Origin of the sequence: Nocardia sp. CA-084685 (assembly GCF_050955785.1) — a bacterium.
Lineage (GTDB): Bacteria > Actinomycetota > Actinomycetes > Mycobacteriales > Mycobacteriaceae > Nocardia.
In genome coordinates, this window is record NZ_CP192094.1 from 4923721 (window position 1) to 4947804 (window position 24084).

Here is a 24084-nt window from a genome sequence, read left to right on the forward strand (position 1 = left end):
CCTTATTCGATTCCCAGCATGTGTTTTTCGCGATCACGCGGTTCATCGGTTGCTCACGACGTCGCTCGCAATCGAGTGGAGCCATCGCCGAATCCCCTCTGCCGCGGCCGGTGCCGCGTCTTCGATGAGGGAGAAGTGGTCGGCGGATATGTGGATCGTGTCGCCGCGGTGCTGCCAATCCGGCACCGGTGCAGCGATATCGAGGCCCGGTAGCCCGACAGTGGCTCGCAGATTCAGCGTGGGCGCGGCAATGGACCGCGTGCCGCGCTCGCCGAAGATCCGCACATAATTGCCCATGGCGACCAGTGCGTGGTCGTCGATATCGATCAGTTCGTGACCGCGATCGAGCACCAGGCCGAGCGCGCCGGCGAAAACGATGCCGATGAGGTCTTCACCATCCGGTGAATAGGTGTCGAGCATCGCGACACCGACCGGGCCACGACCACGCTCGTCGAGCCGTGCGGCGAGCGCGTGCGCGACCGCTCCGCCGATCGAGTAGCCGACGAGTACGAACGGATGCTCGCCCGTGGCGTTTTCGGTGACAACGGCAAGGTGGTCGAGCAGCGCGTCCCAGGTCGGCGGCATCGGTTCACCGACTCGGGTCCCCGGCAGTCGCAACGCGGACACACCGAATTCGGCGCCGAGTTCGCGCGCCAAGCGGCCGAACTGGTGCGGTCCGTTGCCGACCAGGAACGACGGGATGCAGATCAGGTTGGGTCCGGCGCCGGCGCGCGACAGCAGCATGGGCGCCGAGGGGCCATTCGCGGCGGCCGGCTCATCGAAAGCGACGCTCAGTCTGGCACTTTCGATCAACAGCGGCATCGCCTCGGTCGCGTCCCCGCGCCGATGCGCCGCCATCACCAGCTCCGTCAACCGGCCACGTACTCCCGATGCGGCGGGCGGCGGCTCGTGCCGAACCTCGACGGCCCCCATCCGCGACCGCAGCAGCTGCGCGACCGCGGCGGCGGTCGGATGCTCGAACACCAGCGTCGACGGCAGAGACAGACCCGTGATGGCGACGAGCCTGTTACGGAACTCGACGCCGCCCAACGAGTCGAATCCGAGTTCGGCGAACGGCACATCCGCGGCCACCGCGGCGGCCGACTTGTGTCCGAGGACGACGGCGGCCAGCGAGCGTATCTCCTGGAGGATGACCTCGTAGTGATCGTCCTCAGGCAGCATCTCCAAACGCTGTGCCAGCGAGCCGCGTTCGCTGCCGGGCTGCGCTGCCACGGGCGCGCGCACGATCTCGCGCAGCACCGGCGGCAGCACGCCGGAGCGAGCGAGCGATGCGAGCGCGTCCCTATCGAGCGACGCGGTCATCAGCAGCGAGTGGCCGGTGGCCAGCGCCTTGTCGAACATCGCCAATCCCGGCTCGGGGGTGATGGGTAGCAGCCCGAGCCGGGTGCGAATACGGCGGGCTATGACCTCGGTATCTTCCCGATCGAGCACGCCTGCCATACCGAGCGTCCACAGCCCCCACGCCAGCGAGTGCGCGGGCAGCCCGGTTTCGCGACGACGATGCGCGAGTGCGTCGAGGAAACGGTTCGCGGCCGCGTAGTTGCCCTGGCCCTGACCACCGAGTAGCGGGGCGGCGGAGGAGAACAGCACGAACGCCGACAGGTCGTGATCCCGGGTGAGTTCGTGCAGATGCAGTGCCGCATCGACTTTCGGTCGCATGACGCGGTCGATCTGCTCGGTGGTCAGCGTCTCGACGGTGCCGTCGTCGAGTACGCCGGCGGTGTGGATCACGGCGGTCAGCGGGTGTTGCTCCGGGATGGTCCGCAGCAGATCTCGCAGCGCATCTCGGTCTGCGACGTCGCAGGCGGCCACCCGGACCTGCGCACCCGCGGCCTCGAGATCGCCGACCAGATCCGCGGCGCCCGGGGCATCCGGTCCCCGCCGGGAAACCAGCAGCAGGCTCCGAACGCCATGTGCCGCAACAAGATGTCGCGCCGTCAGCGCACCCAGACCTCCGGTGCCACCGGTGATCAGAACCGTCCCGCCGCCGAACGAGACCGGTGCCGCATCCGGCGCGGCGGCCGGTATCAGCCTGGGTACCAGTAGCGCGTTGGCACGCGCTGCCACCTGCGGCTCACCGAGATCCGCGGCTCGCACCACCGTGCCGGATGTCACCGCGGTGGCGTCGTCGTGGTCGATCTGGACGACCCGGCCGGGATGTTCCGACTGCGCACACGCGATCAGACCGGATACCGCGGCTGCCGCGGGATCACACAATTCGCCCGGTATTTCCGCGGCGTTGCGGGTCACGACGACCAGCGTGGATTTCTCGAATCGTTCGTCGGCGATCCAGTCCCGGACCATTGTCAGCGCCGCATCGACTCGCAGCCGGGCCACCTGCGCGGCATCACCCGTCGCGGGGACGTCGTCACAGTGCCAGACGACGATCTCGGGTACGGACGACATTGCGAGCAGAGCGTCCAGATCCGTGTGTGCCTCGGCGCCCGGCATCGTCGTGGAGCCCAATACCGCTACAGCACAACGATTCACGGAGATCGAGGTAGATACCGGAGTCCACCGGAGGGTGTAGAGCGGGTGCGAAGTTGCGCGATCACGGCGCAGGGTGCGGGCATCGACCGGGCGCGCGACGAGGGTGTCGACGGCCACTACGGGTAGACCATGCGTGTCGGCGGCATCTACTCGGATGGTGTCGTCGCTGCGGGCGACACGCACCCGCACGGCCGTGGCTTCCTCCCGGTAGACGCGCACTCCGGCGAACGAGAACGGCAAGGGCACCCGGCCGTCGCCGGTATCGGCGAGACGGTCGATCGCGGTGTGGAAAGCGGCGTCCAGCAAGGCCGGGTGCACCCGGAACCGCCGCGCGTCCGCGTTCTCGGGCAACGACAGCTCAGCGAACACCTCGGCACCGCGCATCCACGCGGCGCGCACACCCCGGAATGCCGGGCCGTACCCGAAACCCATGTCCGCCAACCGCTCGTACAGCCGCGCCGAGTCCACCGGTTCGGCGCCCGCGGGCGGCCACACCCGTCCGTCCCACACCGCGTTCGCCGCGCCGGCCACGGGCGCCAGCACCCCTGTCGCGTGCGCGACCCACTCCGCGCCGTCGGAATGCTCACCGGACACCCTGGAGTGCACGGCGAACCGACGCCTGCCCGCGCCATCGGCGGGCTCGACACCGAGCTGAATATCGACCGCGGTGTCGTCCGGCAGCAGCAGCGGCGCTTCCAGCAGCAGTTCCTCGACGACCTCGGCGCCGAGCCGAGTGCCGGCGGTCAACGCCAGTTCCACGAATCCGGTCCCGGGCAGCAACACCGAGCCGAAGACCGCGTGATCGGCGAGCCACGGGTGGGTCCGCAACGACATCCGTCCGGTGAACAGCCATTCGTCCCTGCCCGCCACGGAGACGACGCCGGTCAGGATCGGATGATCCGACGACACCGCGGAGGCATCGGCGGCGAGCGGCTCCAACCAGAACCGCTGACGCTGAAATGCGTACGTGGGCAACGACACCCGGTGCAGCGGACGGCCCGCGAAGATCGGCTGCCAATCCACCTCGGCACCGCAGGCGTACAGCTGCCCCAGCATCGTCACGCACTGCGTCACTTCGTCGACCGAACGCCGCGCTCCGGCGGCAACCATCGCCCCCGCCTCGACCTCCGGATATTCGGCCAGGCACTGGCGAGTCATGGATGCCAGCACCGCATCCGGGCCCACCTCCACGAATCGCCGCACCCCGGCCGCGACGAGGGCATCGACGCCGGGCGCGAATCGCACGCAGCCGCGTACCTGCTGCACCCAGTACTCCGGATCGGTCACCTCGGCACCGGCGACACCGCCGGAGATGTTCGACACCACCGGAACGGTCGGCGATCGATATGTCAGACCCGCTGCCACGGAACGGAATTCGTCGAGCATCGGCTCCATCAACGCCGAATGGAACGCGTGACCGACTCGCAGTCGCGATGTCCGCACGCCCGCGTCGGACAGCTCGCGCTCCGCCGCTTCGACGAGGTCGGCAGCGCCGGACAGCACCACCGACGAAGGGCCGTTCACAGCCGCGACCGATAACCGATCACTGTGTACCGCAACGAGTTCGAGCGCTTCCTTTTCGGTCAGAGCGGCCGCGAGCATCGCGCCGCCCGCCGGCAACGCACCCATCAAGCGGCCCCGCGCCGCCACCAGCGCACACGCGTCCGCCAGCGACCACACCCCCGCGACGTAGGCGGCCGTCAGCTCGCCGATCGAATGTCCGGCCAGCACATCCGCGGTCACGCCGAACGACCCCATCAACCGGAACAACGCCACCTCGAACGCGAACAACGCGGGCTGCGTCCACTCCGTCCGATCCAGTGCGACATCGGCCGCGCCGACCCCCGGCGGCCGTGCCGCAGCGCTGCCGGAGAACATCACCTCCCGCAACGACCCGCCGAGATGGGGATCGAACTCGGCGCAGACCTCGTCCAACGCCGTCGCGAAAACCGGGAAGGCCGCATAGAGCTCCGCCCCCATCCCCACCCGCTGAGCTCCCTGCCCCGTGAACAGAAATGCCGTCCCACCCGCGACGGACGCACCGGCCGCCGAGGACCCCGACACCAGGTCCGCCAACTCCGACGCCAGCTGTTCGCGATCGCGACCCACCACCACGGCGCGCCGGTCCCATTGCGTCCTGTTCTCGATCAGCGACGACGCCACACTCCACAGGTCCGCATCCGGATTGTCGAGCAGCCACTGCCGCAACCGATCCGACTGGGCGCGCAGCGCCGCATCGGACTTGGCCGATACCAGCAACGGCAGCACATCCGCCGCGGCAGCGGGGTTCGCGGCGGTCTCCTCGACCGGCGAAGGGACGGACGCGGGCGCTTCCTCCACGATCAAATGAGCATTGGTGCCGCTGATCCCGAACGAGGACACCCCGGCCCGCCGCACCCGCTCACCCGCGAGCCAGGGCTCCGCCTCGGTCAGCAATCGCACCGATCCCGCCGACCAATCCACATGCGGCGACGGCTCACCCACGTGCAGCGTCCTGGGCAGCATTCCGTGCCGCAACGCCTGCACGACCTTGATCACCCCGCCCACGCCCGCGGCCGCTTGCGAATGCCCGATATTCGACTTCAGCGACCCGAGCCGCAATGGCGCGCCGCGACGCTGTCCGTATGCGGAGATCAACGCCTGTGACTCGATCGGATCACCCAGCGGCGTTCCCGTCCCGTGCGCCTCCACCACATCCACATCCGCCGGCTCGAGTCCGGCAGCTGCCAGCGCGGACGCGATCACCCGCTCCTGCGACGGACCGTTCGGCGCAGTCAAACCATTGCTCGCACCATCCTGATTCACCGCCGATCCGCGAATGACGGCCAGAATTTCGTGCCCGGATCGCCGCGCGTCCGACAACCGTTCCAGCACTAGCACGCCCACGCCCTCGGACCAGCCGACCCCGTCCGCGCCGGCCGAGAACGACTTGCACCGCCCATCACGCGACAAGCCACGCTGCCGCGAAAACTCCACGAACAGCGACGGTGTCGACATCACGGTCACACCGCCGGCCAGCACCAGGGACGTCTCCCGGCGGCGCAGTGCCTGGGCGGCCAGATGGATCGCCACCAGCGACGACGAGCACGCCGTGTCGACCGTCAGCGCCGCACCTTCCAGCCCGAGCGTGTAGGCCACTCGCCCCGACACCACACTGCTCACCGATCCGGTGCCCGCGTGCCCCTCCGCTGCCGGGCCGGCAGCCTTGGCCGTGTGCTCGTAGTCGGTGTACATCACTCCGGCGATCACGCCGGTGTCGCTGCCTCGCAGCGAGGTCGGGTCGATACCGGCGTCTTCCAGGGCTTCCCACGAGGCCTCCAGAAACAATCGCTGCTGCGGATCCATCGCCGCCGCCTCACGCGGGCCGATGCCGAAAAACCCCGCATCGAAATCACCGGCGCCGGAAAGAAACCCGCCCTCGCGCGTATACACCTTCCCGAACCGGTCCGGATCGGGATCGAACAATCCCGCCACATCCCAGCCCCGGTCGGCCGGGAATTCCCCGATCGCGTCCGAGCCGGAGGCGACCAGATCCCACAGTTGCTCCGGCGACTCAACACCGCCCGGATACCGGCAGCTCATGCCCACGATCGCAATGGGCTCGACGCTCTGCTCCCGCAGTCGGGTGAGCTCGTCGCGACTCGACATGAGCTCCACGGTGACCTTTTTGAGGTACTCCAACATCCGGTCGGACGAGTCACCAGTGTTCGTGTCCACGTTCACATCCAGGGGTAGATCGGGGTTGCCGAAGACGCCGGAAGAATTCCGGCGCTATCAGCAAGGGGATACCGACGCCGTCCTCGCGCTTCGAGTGGCGCAGCGGTGATTCGGCGAATCGGCGGCAGAAGGCCGGTCGCGTTAGGGCTGAATCCAGCCGTCGTGACTGCCCTCGGCAACGTTGGGCGGGGGCGAAGCGACGGATCCGCCCGCAGACCGCCTGCGGTACCGGTCCCCGTCCGAGCATGCGGGCACCGATTCCCGGCCTCTCCATGACGTACGAACGTTCGCCGAGGCCGATCGACACGAACTGGACGTTTGCTTTTTTCCGGCACACAGTGCCGCCACCGCTATGTCCCTCATCGACATACCTCTCACACTCCCGATGCCAGCCGACTCACCACAATGTCGCCGACTGCCACCGTTCATACCCTTTTGACATCGCCGCTCCGGTCAATCAATGACCGTTAATTCGAAGCCTCATTCAGCAGAAATCGGCCACGCACCGCGATACGACCCGAGTATCAGGCGTTCCCAACATTGGGAATAGACGCTGGGATCCACACATGCCAGATCTCGCTCTACACAGGGACAACATTGTCGGGTTCCCGCAATCGCTGGGCGATCTTTTGCCGACACTTCTTCGATCGGCTATATTCGGTGGCCAGACGGCCGTTGGACAGGCCGAAAACTCGTCGCAGTCACGCTGGAAACAGCATCGCATTCCATACCGGACATCAGCGACGTCGATGCAAAAGCGGTATCACCGCCAATCGTCGCTCTACAAATGTGCGCCGAAGCATCACTCGCTCACGAAGAAATCAGCGATCCACCCCACGTGTCCATGCCACTAGGCATTACCCATCGAATCGAGATCCACCTCCTTCTTGCTGCCCATTGCGTCCAGCCGTTTCCGCGGAGCGCATGAACGTCTGGACCCAGCGCCTGAATAGTCGAATGTAATGCTACGGAGGAACGGCTTCTACCGATGTACGTGATATTTACGAACAAAACACAACACTTTGGAATTGTGACCGTAAGATGACCGAACCGATCTTCCGTCATTCCGAATCTGCAATTCCGTTTTGCTATTACAGCAACCTGGCAGATTACCGGCAAGACCATTCACACCGTTGGCGAGACAGCACTCTGAAACTTATACGACATACCTATTTCTGGCCCCAGCGCGAATTCGATAGACTTTCGCGAACCAACCGATGACCTCGCGCGGGTGCACCGATAGGGTCCCGACCGTTCATCGAATTCGACGGCTGAAGCGTGGTGATGGGCGATTCCGCTCGGAGCGGGCCGGATCACGATCGAGACGGCGTCACGGAACGGCCCACGTCTTGTGCACGGGGTTCTGCCGAATCCCACCACCCGCGCGCCGGGCCGCGCCTTCGGACCTTCCAAGTCGAACGGCCCGCGGTATGGCCGGACGGTTTCGGACCAGTGGGCGGAGTTGTGATCATGCGGCCCCAAAGCTCTGGCGGGATTCAGTGCGGTGCAGGGGTTTCGGCCCGTGGCGTATCGAGCTTCGGCCTCCATACCGGATGTTATGGCGTTGTATATATCGAAACATCCGCCATACGGTGCCGAAATATCCGTATACCAGCCAAGGCTCGCTCAACACGGTGTGCCTCGCGCTGCCGAACCTGGCGCGGCGTCACACACTGGCCCGATGGCTGGTGGAGACCTATCAGGCGCGGCGGCGTCATCGCAACCAGCGCGGGACCATCATGAACTCCGTGATCGGCTGAAACCGGTTGCAGCGCTCGAATTCATCGACGGCACAGCGCATTCACCCGCGCCATAGGATCATGAGGAGTTGTGGACGAATGCGCCGTGCTGCGGGTACCAAGCTTGCGTGTGCTCGCTGACGGCATCGTGACCGACCCCGTGGCTATCGCACGCACACCGGAGTGCGTGGATGTTGTCGCGGTCGATGACCGAAATGGGCTCTGCCATCTCGTCGTAGCCGCTGGTGCGGCAAGGATCGTCGAGCGGATGGAACTGCCCGCCCAGCCCGTTGGCCGCCCGACCATCGGGTCTTGGGGCCCCGATCGGTTGGATGTGTTCGTCCGTGATGTCGAGACGCAGTTGTGGCATTACGAATTCGACGGTCGCTGGGGGCCGCCTCGGCTGGCGAGGTCCGCGGGGGCGGTATCGGATGCGAGCTTCGTCAGTTGGAGCCGCGGCCGATTCGATGTCTTCAGCACGGGCGCGGACAGTGTGCTCGAACACTATTGGTATCAGCAGCCGATCGGCCTGATGGGACCGGAGAGCCTGGCCCGTCCTGTGGTCGGACAGCCCGCCGTGGTGGTTACGAGCTTGTATGGGCTGGAAATTGTCGCGCGCGGCAGCTCCGACGGGGTGTTGCGGCGGCAGTATCACGTCCCCGAGGAGCGCACACACGAGTGGACATCGACACCGATGCTGCCCGGCCGCGCCACCTTCGATATCGGTCCCGGTGTCGCGCACTCGACCGGGGAATCGCTGCGCTGTACCGGTGATCCGACCCTGGTGTGGTGCCGCGGCATCGGTGCGGTCGAGAACCGTCTGGTTGCCTTTGCGCGGCAAGAGGATCGGCTTATCCAGTTCGAACCCGGGCCCGACTGGCTGACCGGTCGCGGTAATCGCGTACTGACCGTGTCAACGGTGGCCTCGGATCCCGTGGCGGTCTCGGCCCAGCCCCGCCGCGTGGATGTGTTCTTCGGGGTGTCCGCGGGAACGGTTGGCTGGCTCACCACCGACACGGGCGGTTCCTCGGCACGCCACCGTGTACTCGACGATGGAGTCGGCTCGGTCGGCCGCCCCGCGGTGTGTTCGAGTCGACCGGATCGCCTGGAACTGTTCGTCCGGACGGCGTCGGGCGAATTGCGCACCGGACGGTGCGAGGTGAACGGGGAGCAGTGGAATGCCTACGCTTGACTGGCGGCGCGCGTTGGTCGCGATTCAGTCCGCCGATGGTGCGACCTACGGCGCCGGATTCCTCATTACCGAGCAGCACGTACTGACCTGCGCCCATGTCATCGGCGATGCCACCGGAGCAGATGCTGCGGCCGATGCGGTGCCGACCGAACAGGTACTGGTGGAGTTCACGCAGGTACCCGGCGGTGAACCGATCGAGGCAACGGTGGCGGCCTGGTCGCCGGTTGGCGATGGACAAATCGGTGATATCGCGGTACTACTGCTTGCGAGCGCCCCGCCCGCCGCCCCGATCCGCCTGCTGGATTCGGACTCGACAATGTTGTGGGGGCATTCCTTTCGCGTCTACGGATTCCCGGATGGCCACGACGAAGGGCTATGGGCGACCGGTGTGATCCGGGATCGGGTGGGTGGTGGCTGGTATCAGCTCGAGGATGTCAAGGTGCCCGGTTCGGCGATCGAAGGCGGCTACAGCGGTGGCGCGGTGTGCGACGACTTGGCCGATGGTGTGGTCGGCATGGTGGTTGCTCGCGACCGTGCCGCGGCCCGCAAGATCGGCTTCATGCTGCCCACGGCACTCATCGCTCCGGTAGTGGCGCAGTTCGGTGTCGAGCTCGGGTCGGCCCGGTCGGCGATGGGTCTGCTGTCCAATGTGCCGGCGTTACCCACTCAGTTCGTCATGCGGTCCGTGGCATCGGAGGTCCGCGCCGCGCTCCTGGCGCCGGCCGAGGACGGAGCTCGGGTCGCTGCGGTAGGCATGGGCGGTGTCGGGAAATCTATTCTCGCAGCTGCCGTTTGCCGTGACGAGCGGGTGCGGGCGGCTTTTCCGGACGGCATTGTCTGGGTGGAGTTGGGCCCGCATCCGGTGACGCCGACCAGACAAGCGCAAGTGGCGGCCGCCTTCGGGCAGCAGGGTGTGGTCTTCGCAGACGCTCAGCAGGGTAAGGCGCTTCTCACGCAGTTGCTGGCGGGGCGGCGTTGTCTGCTGGTCATTGACAATGTCTGGGCGGCACAGGATCTCGGTGATCTCGATGTTGTCGAGGCGCCTGGACGGCTATTGTTCACCACCCGAGATACCGCCATCGTGCGAGCGGTGGGCGCGATCTGCTTCGAGGTGACCGGGCTGAGCATCCGGGAATCGCTGGTGTTATTGGCCCGGTGGGCGCGGCTCGCGGTGGAGGCACTACCGCAGGAGGCGCTGGAGATCGCGGCCGAATGTGGCTATCTGGCGCTAGCGCTGGCGATGGCGGGTGCCATGATCGCTGGCCGCCCGCAGCGCTGGCCTGGAGTGCTGCGCCGATTGCGCCAGGCCGATCTTGCCAAGATCGCCCAACCGTTCAGCAACTATCCATACCCAGATCTTTTGCGCGCAATCAGCGTCAGCGTCGATGCCCTTGATCCTGTCGATCGCGCCCGCTATCTCGAACTCGCGGTATTCGACGGCAGGCATCCGACCATCGGTGCGGCACAGACGCTTTGGCAGCAGACTGGACTCGACGACCTGGACGTGGCGGAGCTGCTCGACCGCCTCGCCGACCGATCGCTGATCCATCTCGGGAGCGACGGCCGTTTCGGGATCCATGATCTGCAAATGGACTATATGCGCCACCAGGTTTCAGAGCCGACGCGCCTGCATCGGCGATTGGTCGAGGCATATCGGGAGCAGGCGCCGGGCGGTTGGCAGCATGGCCCGGATGACGGCTACTTCCATCGCAACCTGCCGCATCACCTTGCCGCGGCCGGCGCGGGCGAAGAGCTGCGCGCGCTGCTGTCGCATCTGGCGTGGTTGCAGACGATGCTGTGGGCCGCCGACGCGACGGAGCTGATCGCCGCCTATCGGCTACTGCCGCAGTCGGATCCGGTCGCGGCCGTCGGCGACGCGTTGCGGCTGAGCAGCCATGCGCTGGCTCGCGGTAGGGGGCAGCTTCCCGCCCAGATGGTCGGGCGTCTCGGTGAGTCGGAGTGGCCTCGAGTTCGTGAACTCGTTGCCGAAGCATACGACTGGTGCGCCGAACCCTGGCTTCGACCGCGGGCCGCAAGTTTGACGGCCCCGGGCGGGCCCCTGCTGTTCACGCTGGTCGGGCATACCAGTCCGATCCGTGATGTCGTGCTCACACCCGATGATCGGTATGCGCTGTCCGGCGGCTGGGATGGCGTGGTCCGCGTCTGGGACCTTGCTGACGACGGCCGTGAACACCATGTGCTGCAAGGGCATTCGGGGGGTGTGTGGAAGCTTGCGGTATCCGAGGACGGCCGCTATGCGATGTCCGGATCAGCCGACGGCACCATTCGCGTGTGGGACCTCGCCGACGGAAGTACCCGGCATGTGCTGCGCGGTCACCAGGCCGCAGTGTGGTCGATCGCGCTCGTTCCAGGCAGCACATTGCTGGTGTCGGCATCGGTCGATACGACAGTGCGCGTATGGGATTGGTCCCTCGGCCGGGAGATCGGGGTGCTGCATGGGCATACAGGTATCGCGTACACGGTACTCGCGACGCGTGGCGGACGGACGATCGCATCGAAGTCCGAGGACGGCACGCTCCGGATCTGGGATCTCGGAACCTGCACGCAGACATGGTGTTTCGACACAGGCCAGCGCGGTGTTCAGTCGCGCGCGATGGCGTTGACCGATCGGCACGCGCTGTTCGCGGGCGACGACGGTACCGTGTACTGCTGGGATCACCGTGAAGGATCGGCCGTATGGATCGACCAAGATCCCGGCCGTGGGCAGGTGTGGTCCGTCGCGGCGACACCCGACGGCGGACATGCGGTGGTCGGCTGTGCGTCAGGGGAGGTGCTGTTGCTGGACCTCGCAACCAGTTCCCCGGCAGTCGAAGTCGGTCTGCACAGCGGGTGGGTCGAGATGGTGGCGGTGGCTCCGGATGGATATCAGGTGCTGTCGGGCGCCGACGACGGCATCCTACGGTTGCGCGATCGCCGTATCGGGGATGAATCGGCGCGGACGCTGCGTGGCCATACGGGGTGGATCGCAGTCGCCGCGTTCAGCTCCGACGGAACACGCGTGGTATCTGCCGCGAACGAATCGAACTTGCGGGTGTGGGATCTGACCGTTTCGCCGACTCAGCGGGGCGCTCCGATGCATGCCGCGTGGATCGGGATGATCACCGTGGTAGACGACCACACGGTCGCGGCCGCTGCGGATGACGGATCGGTCTCGTTCTGGGACATGGCAACCGGACGGCGATCAACAGCTGTTTCGATGACGGCCACCGCGGTCGCCGTCGTCGAGGTGGCGAATCTCGGGTGGATGGTGTTGGACCAGCTGGGTGCCGCAATGATGCTGCCCGGTGACGCCTTGGGTGGTATCTCGAATCAAGCCGACATCGGCTCGGAGATCCGGTTCGATGCGACGGGCGAACCCATCCCCGGGCAAGTGGTGCGCCGCGCAGTCGCCTCCGACGCGGTGCGGGGAGCCGTCGCCCCGGACGGATGCCTGGTGGTGGCCTCGACCACCGGGATGCGGTTCTTCGGCCCCGCCGATTCGATCCGGGACCTCGACCTGGGAGCGATCGACGCCGAGCTGGCGGAGCCACCACGAATGCTGGTCGTCGAAGCCGATAAGCGCCACGTCGTGGCCGGCGGCATCCGGGGGCAAGTCAGCGTGTGGGACGTCACGACCCGCCACCAGATCCAGACCTATCGGGGACGGGGCGGCCCGATCATCAGCCTGGCGACGACCGCCGACCAGGTCCTGTCGGGCTGCGTCTCTGGGGTGCTGTCGGCCTGGCGACTCGGATCCCCGGAACTGGTTTGGGAGCAGCAGGCGCATGATTCGCTGCTGACCGGCATTCTGATCATCGGGGACCGAGTCGTGACCGGTGGCGGCGACGGTGCGATCCGGTTGTGGCGGCTTACCGACGGAGCGCTGATCGGCGTGCTCGCCGAACTCGGTGCACCCGTGCGCGCCATCGCAGCACTGCACGGGGGGCGGCGCATAGCCGTTGGCGCCGGTGACTTGCTGGCTGTCTACGACCTCGAATCCGGAAGCGAGGTGGCCTGTTTCAGCGGCGACGGCCGTATCACCGCGATCGCGCCCTTGCCCGACGGTGGAGTCGCATGCGGTGAGGCGGCGGGCGCCGTACACATCCTCACGTTGTGCGAAGAGTGAGCCTCATGCCCCCGGCTTCCACGACAGCTTCACTGTCAGATGGCCCTCGACCGACGTCTTGGCAATCACCGCGCCGGCCTCGGCGTTGAGCTTGATACCGAACTCCAGATCGACCGCGTCCGGTTTCAGGCTGCCGTCCCGGAACACCGCCAACGCGGCCGCCGCGGCCCGCTGGACGTCAGCAAGCGCATCCTCGAAGCGGCGATTCACCTCCACCACACCACCGCGACCGACCCGCTGCACACCGGAATCGGACGGATCACCCTCGACCACGATCACGCCACCGTCGCCGGTACGGAAACGCAAGAGTTCGCTCATGGTGCAACGGTACCGGTGCTCTCTTGCGGCGCACTATCTTTGACCCATGATCGGAGTGATGCTCGGACTCGGCTCCTATCGCGATACCGCGCGGCTGAGCGCCGCCCGGGCACAGCGCATGACGGGGCTGGAATTCGTTGTCATCGAACAACCGCCGCGGAACTTCCCGCCTGATGCCTTCCTCGGATACGCCAAATTGTCGCTGTTCGATCTGGTGGCCGCCGACCACATCTGCTATCTGGACGCCGACGCGGTCGTGTTGCGCAAGTGGCGGCCCGGCGCACTATCGGACCGAGCCGAGTTCATCTGTGTCCGCGACCAGTTCATCGAGCTCTACCCCGACTACGACGCCGACATCCCGCGCCCGACGTACTTCAACTCCGGCATGTTCATCGTGAATCGCCGCGCCCATCGCCCCGTCTTCGATCTCGCGACAACGCTGTGGCGCGACAACGCGCGACCGCTTCCGATCGAGGATCAGTCCGCGCTGAACTACGCGGTCCACGCCCTGGGCACCCCGACCCATTTCCTGCCCGACGAATACAACTATCTGCGTGCTCACCTCGACGGCCGTGCCGCGGACCAGGGGGTGGTGGTCGCCCATTACACCCCGTCCGGGATCACCCACGCCCACCGCAAGCTCCTCGACCTACTGCGCGATCCATGAGCGTGTCGCGAAAGCCATTGGTCCGCTATGAATCAGTGCGAACAGCACCAGCCATGTTCGGGTCGGCAGGCTCCGAATCCGCTACGGGTGCAGCCAGTTTCATGCACCTGTATCTGCTGCGACGGATAGCGTCCTCGGGCTGTGCCGTGACGTGGCTACGAGCGGTGTCGACGCGGGGTCTGCGATTCGAGTACGTCGTGGGCGGGTGTACTGCATCCGCAGTACGCGCAATGACCTCCGTACGCATGATGCCGACTACTGGGCTGCGCAACGACCATGACGGCATGGCGAAATTCCTGTACCGGCTCGGCCGGTTCGCGTTCGAGAAGCGCCGGCTCGTCGTTGTGCTCTGGCTGGGGGTCATGGCCGCCCTGGTGGCCGGGGCAGCCAATGCGCCGACGGCGCCACCGGATACGTTCTCGATCCCGGGGACCGAATCCCAGCAAGCGTTCGACCTGCTCGGCGAGCGCTTCCCCGGCACAAAATCCGATGGCGCACAAGCCCGAATCGTCTTCGTAGCACCCGACGGCGAGCAGATCGGCTCCGAGCCGAACAAGGCAGCGGTCGAGCGGATCATCACGGATGTGGCCGGCGGTGCGCAGGTGAAGGGCGTACTCGACCCGTTCCAGACCGGTGCGGTCAGTAAGAACGGCACGACCGCTTATGCGACCGTGAGCTACGGCGTGACCAGCGACAACCTCACCGACGCCAGCAAGACGGCCCTCACCGACGCGACCGATTCCGGCAAGGCTGCCGGTGTCACGGTGGAGATCGGCGGGTCCGCCCTCCAGGCCAAGCCCGAAATGGGTGCCGCCACCGAGGCCATCGGTATCGCCATCGCAGCCGTCGTACTGATGGTCACCTTCGGTACGTTCGCCGCGGCGGGGCTGCCATTGCTGACCGCGCTGGTCGGGATCGGTGTCGGAATCGCCGCGATCGTGGCGATCGGCATGTCCACCACGACAACGACTCTCGCCATGATGCTCGGGCTCGCGGTCGGTATCGACTACGCGCTGTTCATCGTCTCCCGCTACCGGACCGAACGCGCCGAGGGATACAGGGCCGAAGAAGCGGCGGGCCGGGCCGTCGGCACCGCCGGATCGGCAGTGGTTTTCGCCGGACTCACCGTCGTCATCGCACTGGCTGGACTGGCCGTCGTTGGTATCCCCGTCCTCACCAAGATGGGTCTGGCCGCGGCGGGCACCGTCGCCGTCGCCGTCGCGATTGCCTTGACCCTGCTGCCCGCGCTGCTCGGGTTCTTCCAGAATGCGGTGATGCCGCGGGCGTTCCGCAAGGCCACCGCGCAGCCATCGGCTGACGGAAATACGCTCGACACCAAGTCGATTCAAGCGGAGAAGCCCAATATGGGTACACGCTGGGCCACCTTCGTCGTGCGCCGCCCGGTGGCCGTGCTGCTGATCGGCCTGGTCGGTTTGGGTGCATTGGCCTTGCCGGTGCGCAGTCTCGAACTGGGCATGCCGGGTGACGAATCGCAGTCGAGCGCGACGACACAGCGCCGCGCCTACGATGCGCTGGCCGAGGGTTTCGGACCGGGTTTCAATGGGCCGCTTACCGTCGCCTTGGATGTCAGGGGCGTCAGTGACCCCAAGGCCGCGGTCGAGCAGGCGAGCAGGACCCTGGCGACGACCGACGGCGTGGTATCGGTAGCGCCCGCGATATTCAATCAGGCCGGTGACGCCGCCATGCTCACCGTCGTACCCGCAACGGGTCCATCATCCACCGAGACCAAGGATCTCGTGCACGCACTGCGCGCGGAGGCAGGCGATCTGAAAGCATCCACCGGTGCGACCATGCTGGTCACCGGCGCGACCGCCATGAATATCGATATCTCGCAGAAGATGACCGACGCACTGCTGCCCTATCTCGCGGTGGTGGTCGGGCTGGCGATCCTGTTGCTGATGGTCGTATTCCGTTCGATCGCGGTCCCGGTCAAGGCGGCGCTCGGCTTCCTGCTCTCAGTGGGCGCGGCCTTCGGCGTGATCGTCGCGGTATTCCAGTGGGGCTGGCTCGCCGACCTCATCGGAGTCCAGCAGACCGGACCCGTGATGAGCATGATGCCGATCTTCCTGATCGGCGTGGTATTCGGACTCGCAATGGACTACGAGGTCTTCCTCGTCACCCGGATGCGTGAGGCATTCACCCACGGCGCGAGCGCCAAGGATGCCATCGTCACCGGATTCCGGCACAGCGCACGGGTAGTAGTGGCGGCGGCGGCCATTATGATCGCCGTATTCGCCGGTTTCATCGGCGGCGGGGAACCGATGATCAAAATGATGGGCCTCGGCCTGGCGGCGGCGGTCTTCTTCGACGCCTTCATCGTCCGGATGACGCTGGTCCCGGCCGTGCTCGCACTTCTCGGCGACAAGGCTTGGTGGCTGCCGCAGTGGCTGGCGAAGATCCTGCCGAACGTGGACGTGGAGGGCGAGAGCCTGAACCGCGTCGAGGCCGTCGAACCGGTCCGGGAACTCGAATCCGCCCGCGTCTGAGTGCGAATGCATTGGTGGGCCGTCCCGGGTGGGCGGCCTACCGGTCGCTTCGGGATCCGGCGATTAGTGTTCTCGACGAGGAGGAGCGCAGATGACCGCCGAATGGTCGCAATGGCCGCGAAGGCACAGCCGTGCCGTCGATGTGGTCATCGCCCTTCTGCTGTGCGCTCTGGCCACGTATGCGAGCCGGTTGGCCGATGAAGGCCACGGACAAGGTCCGGTAGTAGTCCGTCCGGCCTCGCTGGCGGTGTTCGGATTGTCGGCAATGGCCTCGCTCACGCTGCTGTGGCGGCGGCGGTTTCCGAGTGCGGCGCTGGTGGTCACCACCGCCTGCGGTATCGCGATCGGCGCTCTAGGTTTCGAGGTCTCGATTTTCACGGCGGGTGCGGCGTTCGTCGCGGCGTACTCGCTCGGATTGTGGTCTTCGGATCTGCGCACGGCGAAGATCGCGCCGCTGATCTCGGGCGGCGCATTGCTGATCACCTCCCTCGCTCACGATCTGACGCCGGTGCTGACCGGCGGACGCATCACGCTGATCGCCGGAGCAATGGTGGCCGGCGCGTTCGCCGAAGCCGGGCGCAACAGGCGCAACTATCTGGCGGCGCTGCATGCGAGAGCCGAGTTGGCCGAACGTACTCGCGAGGAGGAGGCGCGGCAGCGAGTCGGTGAGGAGAGGCTCCGGATCGCGCGCGAACTGCACGATATCGTCGCCCACCACATGGCCTTGGCGCACGCCCAAGCCTCCACTGCCGCATACCTTTTGCGTAGCCAACCGGATCACGCACAGGAGGTGCTCGATCAACTGGCCGGAACCACCGCCGCGGCACTGCGCGAACTCAAGGCCACCGTGGGACTGCTGCGCGAGGACGATTCCGACGCCCCACTGGAACCGACCCCGGGGCTGGCCCAATTATCGGAGCTGCTCACCTCGTTCGAGCGGACAGGCCTCACCCTGTCACTGTCGATCACCGGCGTGCCGCGACCACTCTCACCCGGCGCGGACCTGACGGCGTACCGGATCATCCAGGAGGCGCTCACCAACGTCACCAAGCACGCGGGCACCACGGCGGCGACGGTCCGGCTCGTTTACTCCCGGCTGCTACTGACGATCAGCGTAACCGACGACGGCAGTCCGGCATCCGAACCCCTTCACGGCGAACAAAATTCGGACAACCAGGGTTACGGCCTGATCGGCATGAACGAACGAGCCGTCTCCGTCGGCGGCCACCTGCACGCCGGGCGCAGACCGGACGGCGGCTTCGAAGTCACCACCGAACTTCCACTGGAGCCACCGGAACCACCTGACCACGAGGACAAGAGATCATGACCATCCGGGTACTGCTGGCCGACGACCAAGCCCTGCTCGCGGGGACCTTCCGGCTCCTGATCGATTCGGCCGAGGACATGGAAGTCGTCGGCATCGCCGGAAACGGCCGTGCGGCAGCCGAACTGGCCCGAGCGGCCAAACCCGATGTGGTGGTCATGGACATCCGCATGCCCGGCGTCGACGGCGTGGCCGCGACCCAGGAGATCTGTGCCGACCCGAACCTGCGGGAGACCCGCGTCCTGATCCTCACTACCTTCGAACTCGACGAGTATGTGGCAGCGGCCCTTCGCGCCGGGGCCAGCGGATTCCTCGGCAAAGACGTAGGCCCCGAAGAACTCCTGCGATCCATCCGCGTCGTCGCCGCGGGCGAGGCCCTGCTCTCCCCCACCGCGACCCGCACCCTGATCGCCCGCTACCTCGCCCGCCCCGAAACCCACACCAGCACAACCGGATCCCTTGAAGTCCTCACCGCCCGCGAACGCGAAGTCCTCGCCATGGTCGCGCAAGGCCTGTCCAATGAGGAGATCGCCGAGAAGATGTACGTCAGCCCACTGACCGTACGCACCCACGTCCAGCGCACCATGTCGAAATTGGGCGTTCAGAACCGCGCCCAACTCGTCGTGATCGCCTTCCAGTCCGGGCTGGTACGCGTCGAACCGCCACGACAGGACGACACCCGCCACTTTTGACAAACGCCTGCACGGAAATCCCTCGGCGGGGCCGAGCTGCTACGCCCTGTGCGGGTGAGCGGACGATTCCTGGTTACCGCGTGTGGCCTGTTCGGGGAACCGGGTGAACTGCCGAAAAAGTCTGCGGAGCATCGAGTTCGGCGCATATCGCCGTCAGCGTGGCGGTCAGAATCTCGACAACGCTTCGCCGCCGGACTGCTGCCCGCGCACACCACACCGTGCGGAATGCGTACGGGCGCTTGGCAGTTCATCACGTTGACGGCGGGCAGCGGTCGGGCTTCTCTGGTGGTGCCGACTGAGATGTTCCAGCATCCGGTGTCGGCGTCGGTATCGAGGCGTATGCGGAGTTCGCCTGCGGCAGAGACGATATTCCGCGCGGCAGCCCGGACGAACACGAGCATCCAAATCGACTCCTGTGCCGTGGCTCAGGTGGGCTCTCACGGCCCCCTTACCCACTGCTCGAAAGTATCCGTTACGCCGCGATACATTGAGCCAACAAGTAACGGCACGTTTAATAGTGCGTCAACGATGACGTAACCGATATGCAACCTGGCATTCCAGGCTCGCGCGAGGTGAAGCCACATGCGACAGCACTTGCCGAGACTTGATCCGGGCTCCCGTCGTCACCTGTCCGAGGGATGGGATCCGATGTGCTGGTCGCCACTGGCCGTACACCGACGATGTCGGGTCTGGGCCGCCGCCACCCGCCGCCGGCGCATCACCGTCCGTCTCGTCATCAGCTTGCTGATTCTGCTGGCGATCTGGCCCCTCTCGGGCGGTGCTGCCGTCGGGCGCGCGGACACGATTACCGACGGCAGGAGCACATCCGCGATCGACGGACTGGCTTGGACGGATATCCGCGACTCGTCCGGAATTCCGTTGTCGGACTACCTGTTCACCACCGACGGGGGCAGTATTTTCAACCCGCGGGAGGCAGTGCTTACGAGCGTGCTCGGCCTGCTTTTCACGGTATTCATGGTCATCGTGATCAGTGCGATCTGGCTGACCGGCTTCGTGGTGAGCTTTCGCTGGCTCGATTGGCTCAGCACGCCGTTGAACGCAGTCGCCGACGGCCTGCGAGATCAGCTCGCCACCCCGATCGTGCTGGCCGTGGCGGCATCGATCGGCGCATTATTCGTGGCTTGGTTCGTGATACGCGGATACCACGCCAAGGCCGTACTACAGGTCGTGGTCATGCTGGTGGTCGCGGTGGCCGGCGTCGGCTTTCTGGCGCATCCGCTGGCCGCCGTGCTGTCGCCGAACGGCCTGCTGGCCCATGGGCGCGACGTCGGGATCTCGGTCGCGGCGGGGCTCAACGGCGACTCCAACCCGGACTCCAGATCCATTGTCGCCGACCTGAACAGCACCTTGGCCGACAATTTCGCTCGCCATCCCCTCCAGGTATGGAATTTCGGTCATGTCATTGACGATTCGCCGAGATGTCGCACGGCCTGGTCGTCCGGAATCCTGGCGGGCAGTGAATCGCAGGTCGCACGGGGAATGCGCGACTGCGGCGACGCCTATGCCCACGCCAAGATCATGAATCCCAGCCCAGGGCAGGTCGGCACCGGGCTGACCCTTCTTATTTTCGGCACCATTCTCCTGCTGTTCATGTCCTACCTTTCGATCAAAATCTTCCTCGCCGCACTGTCGTCGATCTTCCACGCGATCCTCACTGTTTTCGGTTTCGCCGCAGGCGGTTTCATATACGGCCCCACTCAGGCATTTCTGGTGCGCAACCTGGCCGACATGATCGGCGATGCCGGAGCGCTGGTGGTCTACACCACATACCTCGGTTGCTACACCCTTGTGTTGGACCACGTCTTCCGATCGGCACCGGACAGCGGTATGGCCGCGATCTTCGTCGGTGGCGTCGTGCTGATCGCAGGCTTCGTACTGCTACGACGTCTCGATCTCAGCCTGCTCGGTGGCCAGAGCCGGACCGCCGAGAAGATTCGTGCGGCGCTCGAGGGCAGGCCGGCCCCGGCTGGCGGCCCATCCACCGGGATCGGCGAGTCGAGCCTGCGCTACTCGCTGTCACCGGGCCACGCCATGGGAACGGCACTGCGTGGTATCGCCGAATTCAACGCCAACCCCGTAGCGTCCTTTATGTTCGGTCGGCCATCGCCATTGACGTACTACTCGAAGCGCATGCAAGAAATGAATTATCTGAATTACGAATTGCTTCGAGGAAACGTACCGCAGCGGGCCGCCGGGAGCTGGATGGCCCGACTCACCTTGGGAAAGAATGCGCACGATGCGGCCGCCAGGGCTGCCGTGGACGACTTCGACGGCACCAACGCGCGAGCCGCTGCGGCAGCGATGACCACCATCCTCAGTCTCGGTGCCGACCGTGCCGACGCCATGGGCGCCCTCGCTGTCGCCGGCTTTCCCAGCCAAAGTCGAAGATGGGTGGCCGAGGCCCATGCCCGTACCATGCAGGCCGCCGAAGACAACCCGATGGAATACGGTCCACTGAAACGAGTTGCCGCCGCCTTGGACTTGGCCGAAAACTCCCGGCACTATGGCATCGCCGAGCGAAGCGCCCACAATGCCCAATTTGCAGAATCCGCAGCACTGTTCTACCGCCTCAGCCCCCGCCCCATGCGCAATCGCAGCGATGCGGATTGGGAAACCAATCCATTGGTCTGGGATACGGTGCGGCGAAACTACGCGACATATGATGAATTTCAGAATGTCGTGACACCAAATAGGTTTGCGCAAGCCGATGAGGACACCCGCCGATACATTGCGTACCGGCTTTCCAGGGATCTATCTGCAACGGGAGAACAATATTACCGAACTCCGGACGATCAAAATATTCGCGAGCAAGCGATACAGCAGAAGAATAGGGCCGCATATGTCGATCTGCGGCTAGCAGGCTCCAATATAGGTCCGTGGACAAATTAATTTCATTCGACAGGCTGGGTGATCGCCAAATGACCACATCGCAAAAAGAAGTAATCCGGAGCCTCGTTCCCGCCCGGATGGACCGGCTGCCGTGGACGAAGTTCCACTGGCTCATTGTCGTCGGTCTCGGTGTGTCCTGGATTCTGGACGGGATCGAGATCCAGATCGTCAGCAGTATGGGCGGGCCCCTGCAGCATGACGGCACCCTTCACCTGACGAGTGGGCAGGTCGGCGCGATGGCGTCGTGGTATCTGGCGGGACAGGTCGTCGGCGCGCTCGTCTTCGGCCGGCTCACCGACCGGCTAGGCCGCAAGCGACTGTTTATCCTAACCCTGGCGATCTACCTGATCGGCAGTGGTCTCGCAGGGTTCGCCTGGAGTTCCTGGTCGCTGTATCTATTCCGCTTCATCGCAGGCACCGGAATCGGCGGCGAATACACCGCGATCAACTCGGCCATCGACGAAATCATGCCGTCCAGGTATCGGGGCCGCGTGGACATCGCGATCAACGGAACCTATTGGGGCGGCGCGGCAATGGGCGCGGCGGCCAGCCTGATCCTGTTCAACGAGCGATTCGTTCCAACCGAATGGGGATGGCGGCTCGGCTTCTTCATCGGACCCATCCTCGGACTCATCATCATCTTCGTGCGCCGCCACATTCCCGAAAGCCCGCGCTGGCTGCTCACCCACGGCCGGGCCGCCGAAGCTGAACGCACTGTCGATGAGATCGAAGCACAAGTCCGCGGGCAGGGCATCGAACTGCCTCCGGTCGACGACAGTAAAGCCCTCGATATCGTCGATACCGACCGGCTCTCCTATATCCAGATGGCTCGGATCTTCTTCGGCCGTTACCCATCGCGTTCCTTCCTCGGCTTCACGATGATGGCCACGCAAGCATTTCTGTACAACGCGATCTTCTTCACCGTCGGTTTGGTGCTGACCAATTTCTACGATGTTCCAGCCGATCACACGGGATACTATTTCTTCCCGTTCGCCATCGGTAACTTGATCGGCCCATTGATACTTGGCCCGCTCTTCGACAGCATCGGTCGCCGGAAGATGATCTGCGCGACCTATCTGGGCTCCGGTTTCCTGCTTTTCATTTCCGCGTGGGCATTCAATGCGGGCATTCTCGACGCCACCACCCAGACTCTCTTCTGGTGTGTCATCTTCTTCTTCGCCTCGGCGGGCGCGTCCTCTGCTTATCTCACCGTCAGCGAGATCTTCCCGCTGGAATTGCGCGGTCAGGCCATCTCGTTCTTCTTCGCCATTGCGCAGGGCGCTGGCGGGGTCGTAGCGCCGTTCCTCTTCGGACATTTGGTAGGCGGCGCCGACAACCCGAGTCCCGACCGTTTCCCGCTCACGGTGGGGTACCTCATCGGCGCCGGGTTCATGATCTTCGGTGGTCTGGTCGCCTGGTTCTTCGGCGTGAACGCCGAAGGTCGGTCCCTCGAGGACATCGCGGATCCGCTGTCCGTGGCGAAACCATCGGAACCTGCGCCTACCAATAGCGAGCCGATATCTGACGGCACGTCATATACCGCTCCAATGAACAGGGATCAGTGAGATGATGCAGCCAACTCCTTGGCGAGCGAGTCGAGACCGGCAGCAACACGCAGGGTCGACGCGAAGCTCCGCGGGCGGTACTCGGAGACGCCGGGTCGACTTCGCCAAACTCCGCGCGAGGGTGCAACCACTGGTGACCCTGCTCGGTGACAACTCGGGTTACCTGTGTGCCGCGGTCGGAAGCGTCATCACGTTCACCCTGCTGTTCAAGCCGTGGCTCGCCACGGGCGGCCCCGACGGCACGATCTGGAGCAATGCCTTCGGCCAAACCCACATCACCACCACGCTCGTGGGTCTCTGGTCGAAAAATCCACCGGCCCACTCCAACCTCAGCGGCAAGTGGGCCATCCTCGCCACCATCGCGATCTTCCTGACCGTCCTCGCCGCGGTGATCAATATCCGGGCGCGCACCAAGGCCCTTGCTGGCTTGACGACCGTTTCCGCGATAGCGGTGGCGCTCTTCATCACGTTCACGCTGGTCTATCTCAACGGGAGGGGACCAGAGCTGCGCTCCATGATCGGCTCCGGCCCTCCCACCGACCCGGGGACCCAAGTCGGCTACGTGATCCGATGGGCCTCGGGCAACGGACAATATCCAGTGCCAGGGCTACGGAAGGTCGAGTTCTCGACCGCGAAACTCACCGATACCGCACTACTGGCCGGTGCGACGGCGATGTTCTCGGCCATCGCGGCCACCGCGCAATGGGTTCGGAGAATGAAGTCACGCCACAGCACTCGCTGAGCAGAGGCCCTGCTTCTGCTCGATCACGCTAGGTGGTTGGTGTTTCCTGCGGTGAGTGCCCTGCCTCGAGCAGA

At 65.4% G+C, this 24084-nt stretch carries 12 protein-coding genes; 10 read left to right on the forward strand and 2 right to left on the reverse strand.

Annotated elements, in window-relative coordinates; genetic code table 11:
* Positions 1 to 42: 42 nt before the first annotated feature.
* Complete coding sequence (locus ACQP2U_RS22120) at positions 43 to 6228, reverse strand: type I polyketide synthase (RefSeq protein ID WP_433709226.1); 6186 nt, start codon at positions 6226 to 6228, stop codon at positions 43 to 45.
* Positions 6229 to 7820: 1592 nt separating this feature from the next.
* Between ACQP2U_RS22120 and ACQP2U_RS22125 the strand changes: the two genes are divergently transcribed.
* From ACQP2U_RS22125 to ACQP2U_RS22135, 3 genes are all read left to right on the forward strand, one after another.
* Positions 7821 to 7988, forward strand: coding sequence for a hypothetical protein (locus tag ACQP2U_RS22125; protein ID WP_433709227.1), 168 nt, complete (start codon positions 7821 to 7823; stop codon positions 7986 to 7988).
* A 70-nt stretch (positions 7989 to 8058) separates the two neighbouring features.
* Positions 8059 to 9159 carry a hypothetical protein gene (locus ACQP2U_RS22130; protein ID WP_433709228.1) on the forward strand — a complete coding sequence of 367 codons (1101 nt, stop codon included), beginning with the start codon at positions 8059 to 8061 and terminating at the stop codon, positions 9157 to 9159.
* Positions 9146 to 13285, forward strand: a complete 4140-nt coding sequence (locus ACQP2U_RS22135; protein ID WP_433709229.1) for an NB-ARC domain-containing protein — start codon at positions 9146 to 9148, stop codon at positions 13283 to 13285. Before ACQP2U_RS22130 ends, ACQP2U_RS22135 begins: the two co-directional genes overlap by 14 nt.
* Positions 13286 to 13288: 3 nt before the next feature.
* On the opposite strand, the gene ACQP2U_RS22140 is transcribed toward ACQP2U_RS22135, so the two are convergent.
* Positions 13289 to 13603: a CU044_2847 family protein gene (locus ACQP2U_RS22140; RefSeq protein ID WP_433709230.1), complete on the reverse strand. Its 315-nt coding sequence runs from the start codon at positions 13601 to 13603 to the stop codon at positions 13289 to 13291.
* Between the two features lie 46 nt (positions 13604 to 13649).
* Between ACQP2U_RS22140 and ACQP2U_RS22145 the strand changes: the two genes are divergently transcribed.
* The 7 genes from ACQP2U_RS22145 (at position 13650) to ACQP2U_RS22175 (ending at position 24010) form a co-directional block, all read left to right on the forward strand.
* Positions 13650 to 14270 carry a glycosyltransferase gene (locus ACQP2U_RS22145; RefSeq protein ID WP_433709231.1) on the forward strand — a complete coding sequence of 207 codons (621 nt, stop codon included), beginning with the start codon at positions 13650 to 13652 and terminating at the stop codon, positions 14268 to 14270.
* Positions 14271 to 14554: 284 nt separating this feature from the next.
* Complete coding sequence (locus ACQP2U_RS22150; RefSeq protein ID WP_433716550.1) at positions 14555 to 16777, forward strand: MMPL family transporter; 2223 nt, start codon at positions 14555 to 14557, stop codon at positions 16775 to 16777.
* 91 nt (positions 16778 to 16868) lie between these two features.
* The gene (locus ACQP2U_RS22155; protein ID WP_433709232.1) at positions 16869 to 18104 is read left to right on the forward strand and encodes a sensor histidine kinase; all 1236 of its coding nucleotides are present in this window, start codon (positions 16869 to 16871) and stop codon (positions 18102 to 18104) included.
* Positions 18101 to 18793, forward strand: a complete 693-nt coding sequence (locus tag ACQP2U_RS22160) for a response regulator (protein WP_433709233.1) — start codon at positions 18101 to 18103, stop codon at positions 18791 to 18793. The genes ACQP2U_RS22155 and ACQP2U_RS22160 overlap by 4 nt, the downstream gene beginning before the upstream one ends.
* A gap of 582 nt (positions 18794 to 19375) precedes the next feature.
* On the forward strand, positions 19376 to 21703 hold the full coding sequence (locus ACQP2U_RS22165) for a hypothetical protein (protein ID WP_433709234.1): 2328 nt from the start codon (positions 19376 to 19378) through the stop codon (positions 21701 to 21703).
* Between the two features lie 29 nt (positions 21704 to 21732).
* Complete coding sequence (locus ACQP2U_RS22170; protein ID WP_433709235.1) at positions 21733 to 23268, forward strand: MFS transporter; 1536 nt, start codon at positions 21733 to 21735, stop codon at positions 23266 to 23268.
* 121 nt (positions 23269 to 23389) lie between these two features.
* The gene (locus ACQP2U_RS22175; protein WP_433709236.1) at positions 23390 to 24010 is read left to right on the forward strand and encodes a hypothetical protein; all 621 of its coding nucleotides are present in this window, start codon (positions 23390 to 23392) and stop codon (positions 24008 to 24010) included.
* Positions 24011 to 24084: the final 74 nt, after the last annotated feature.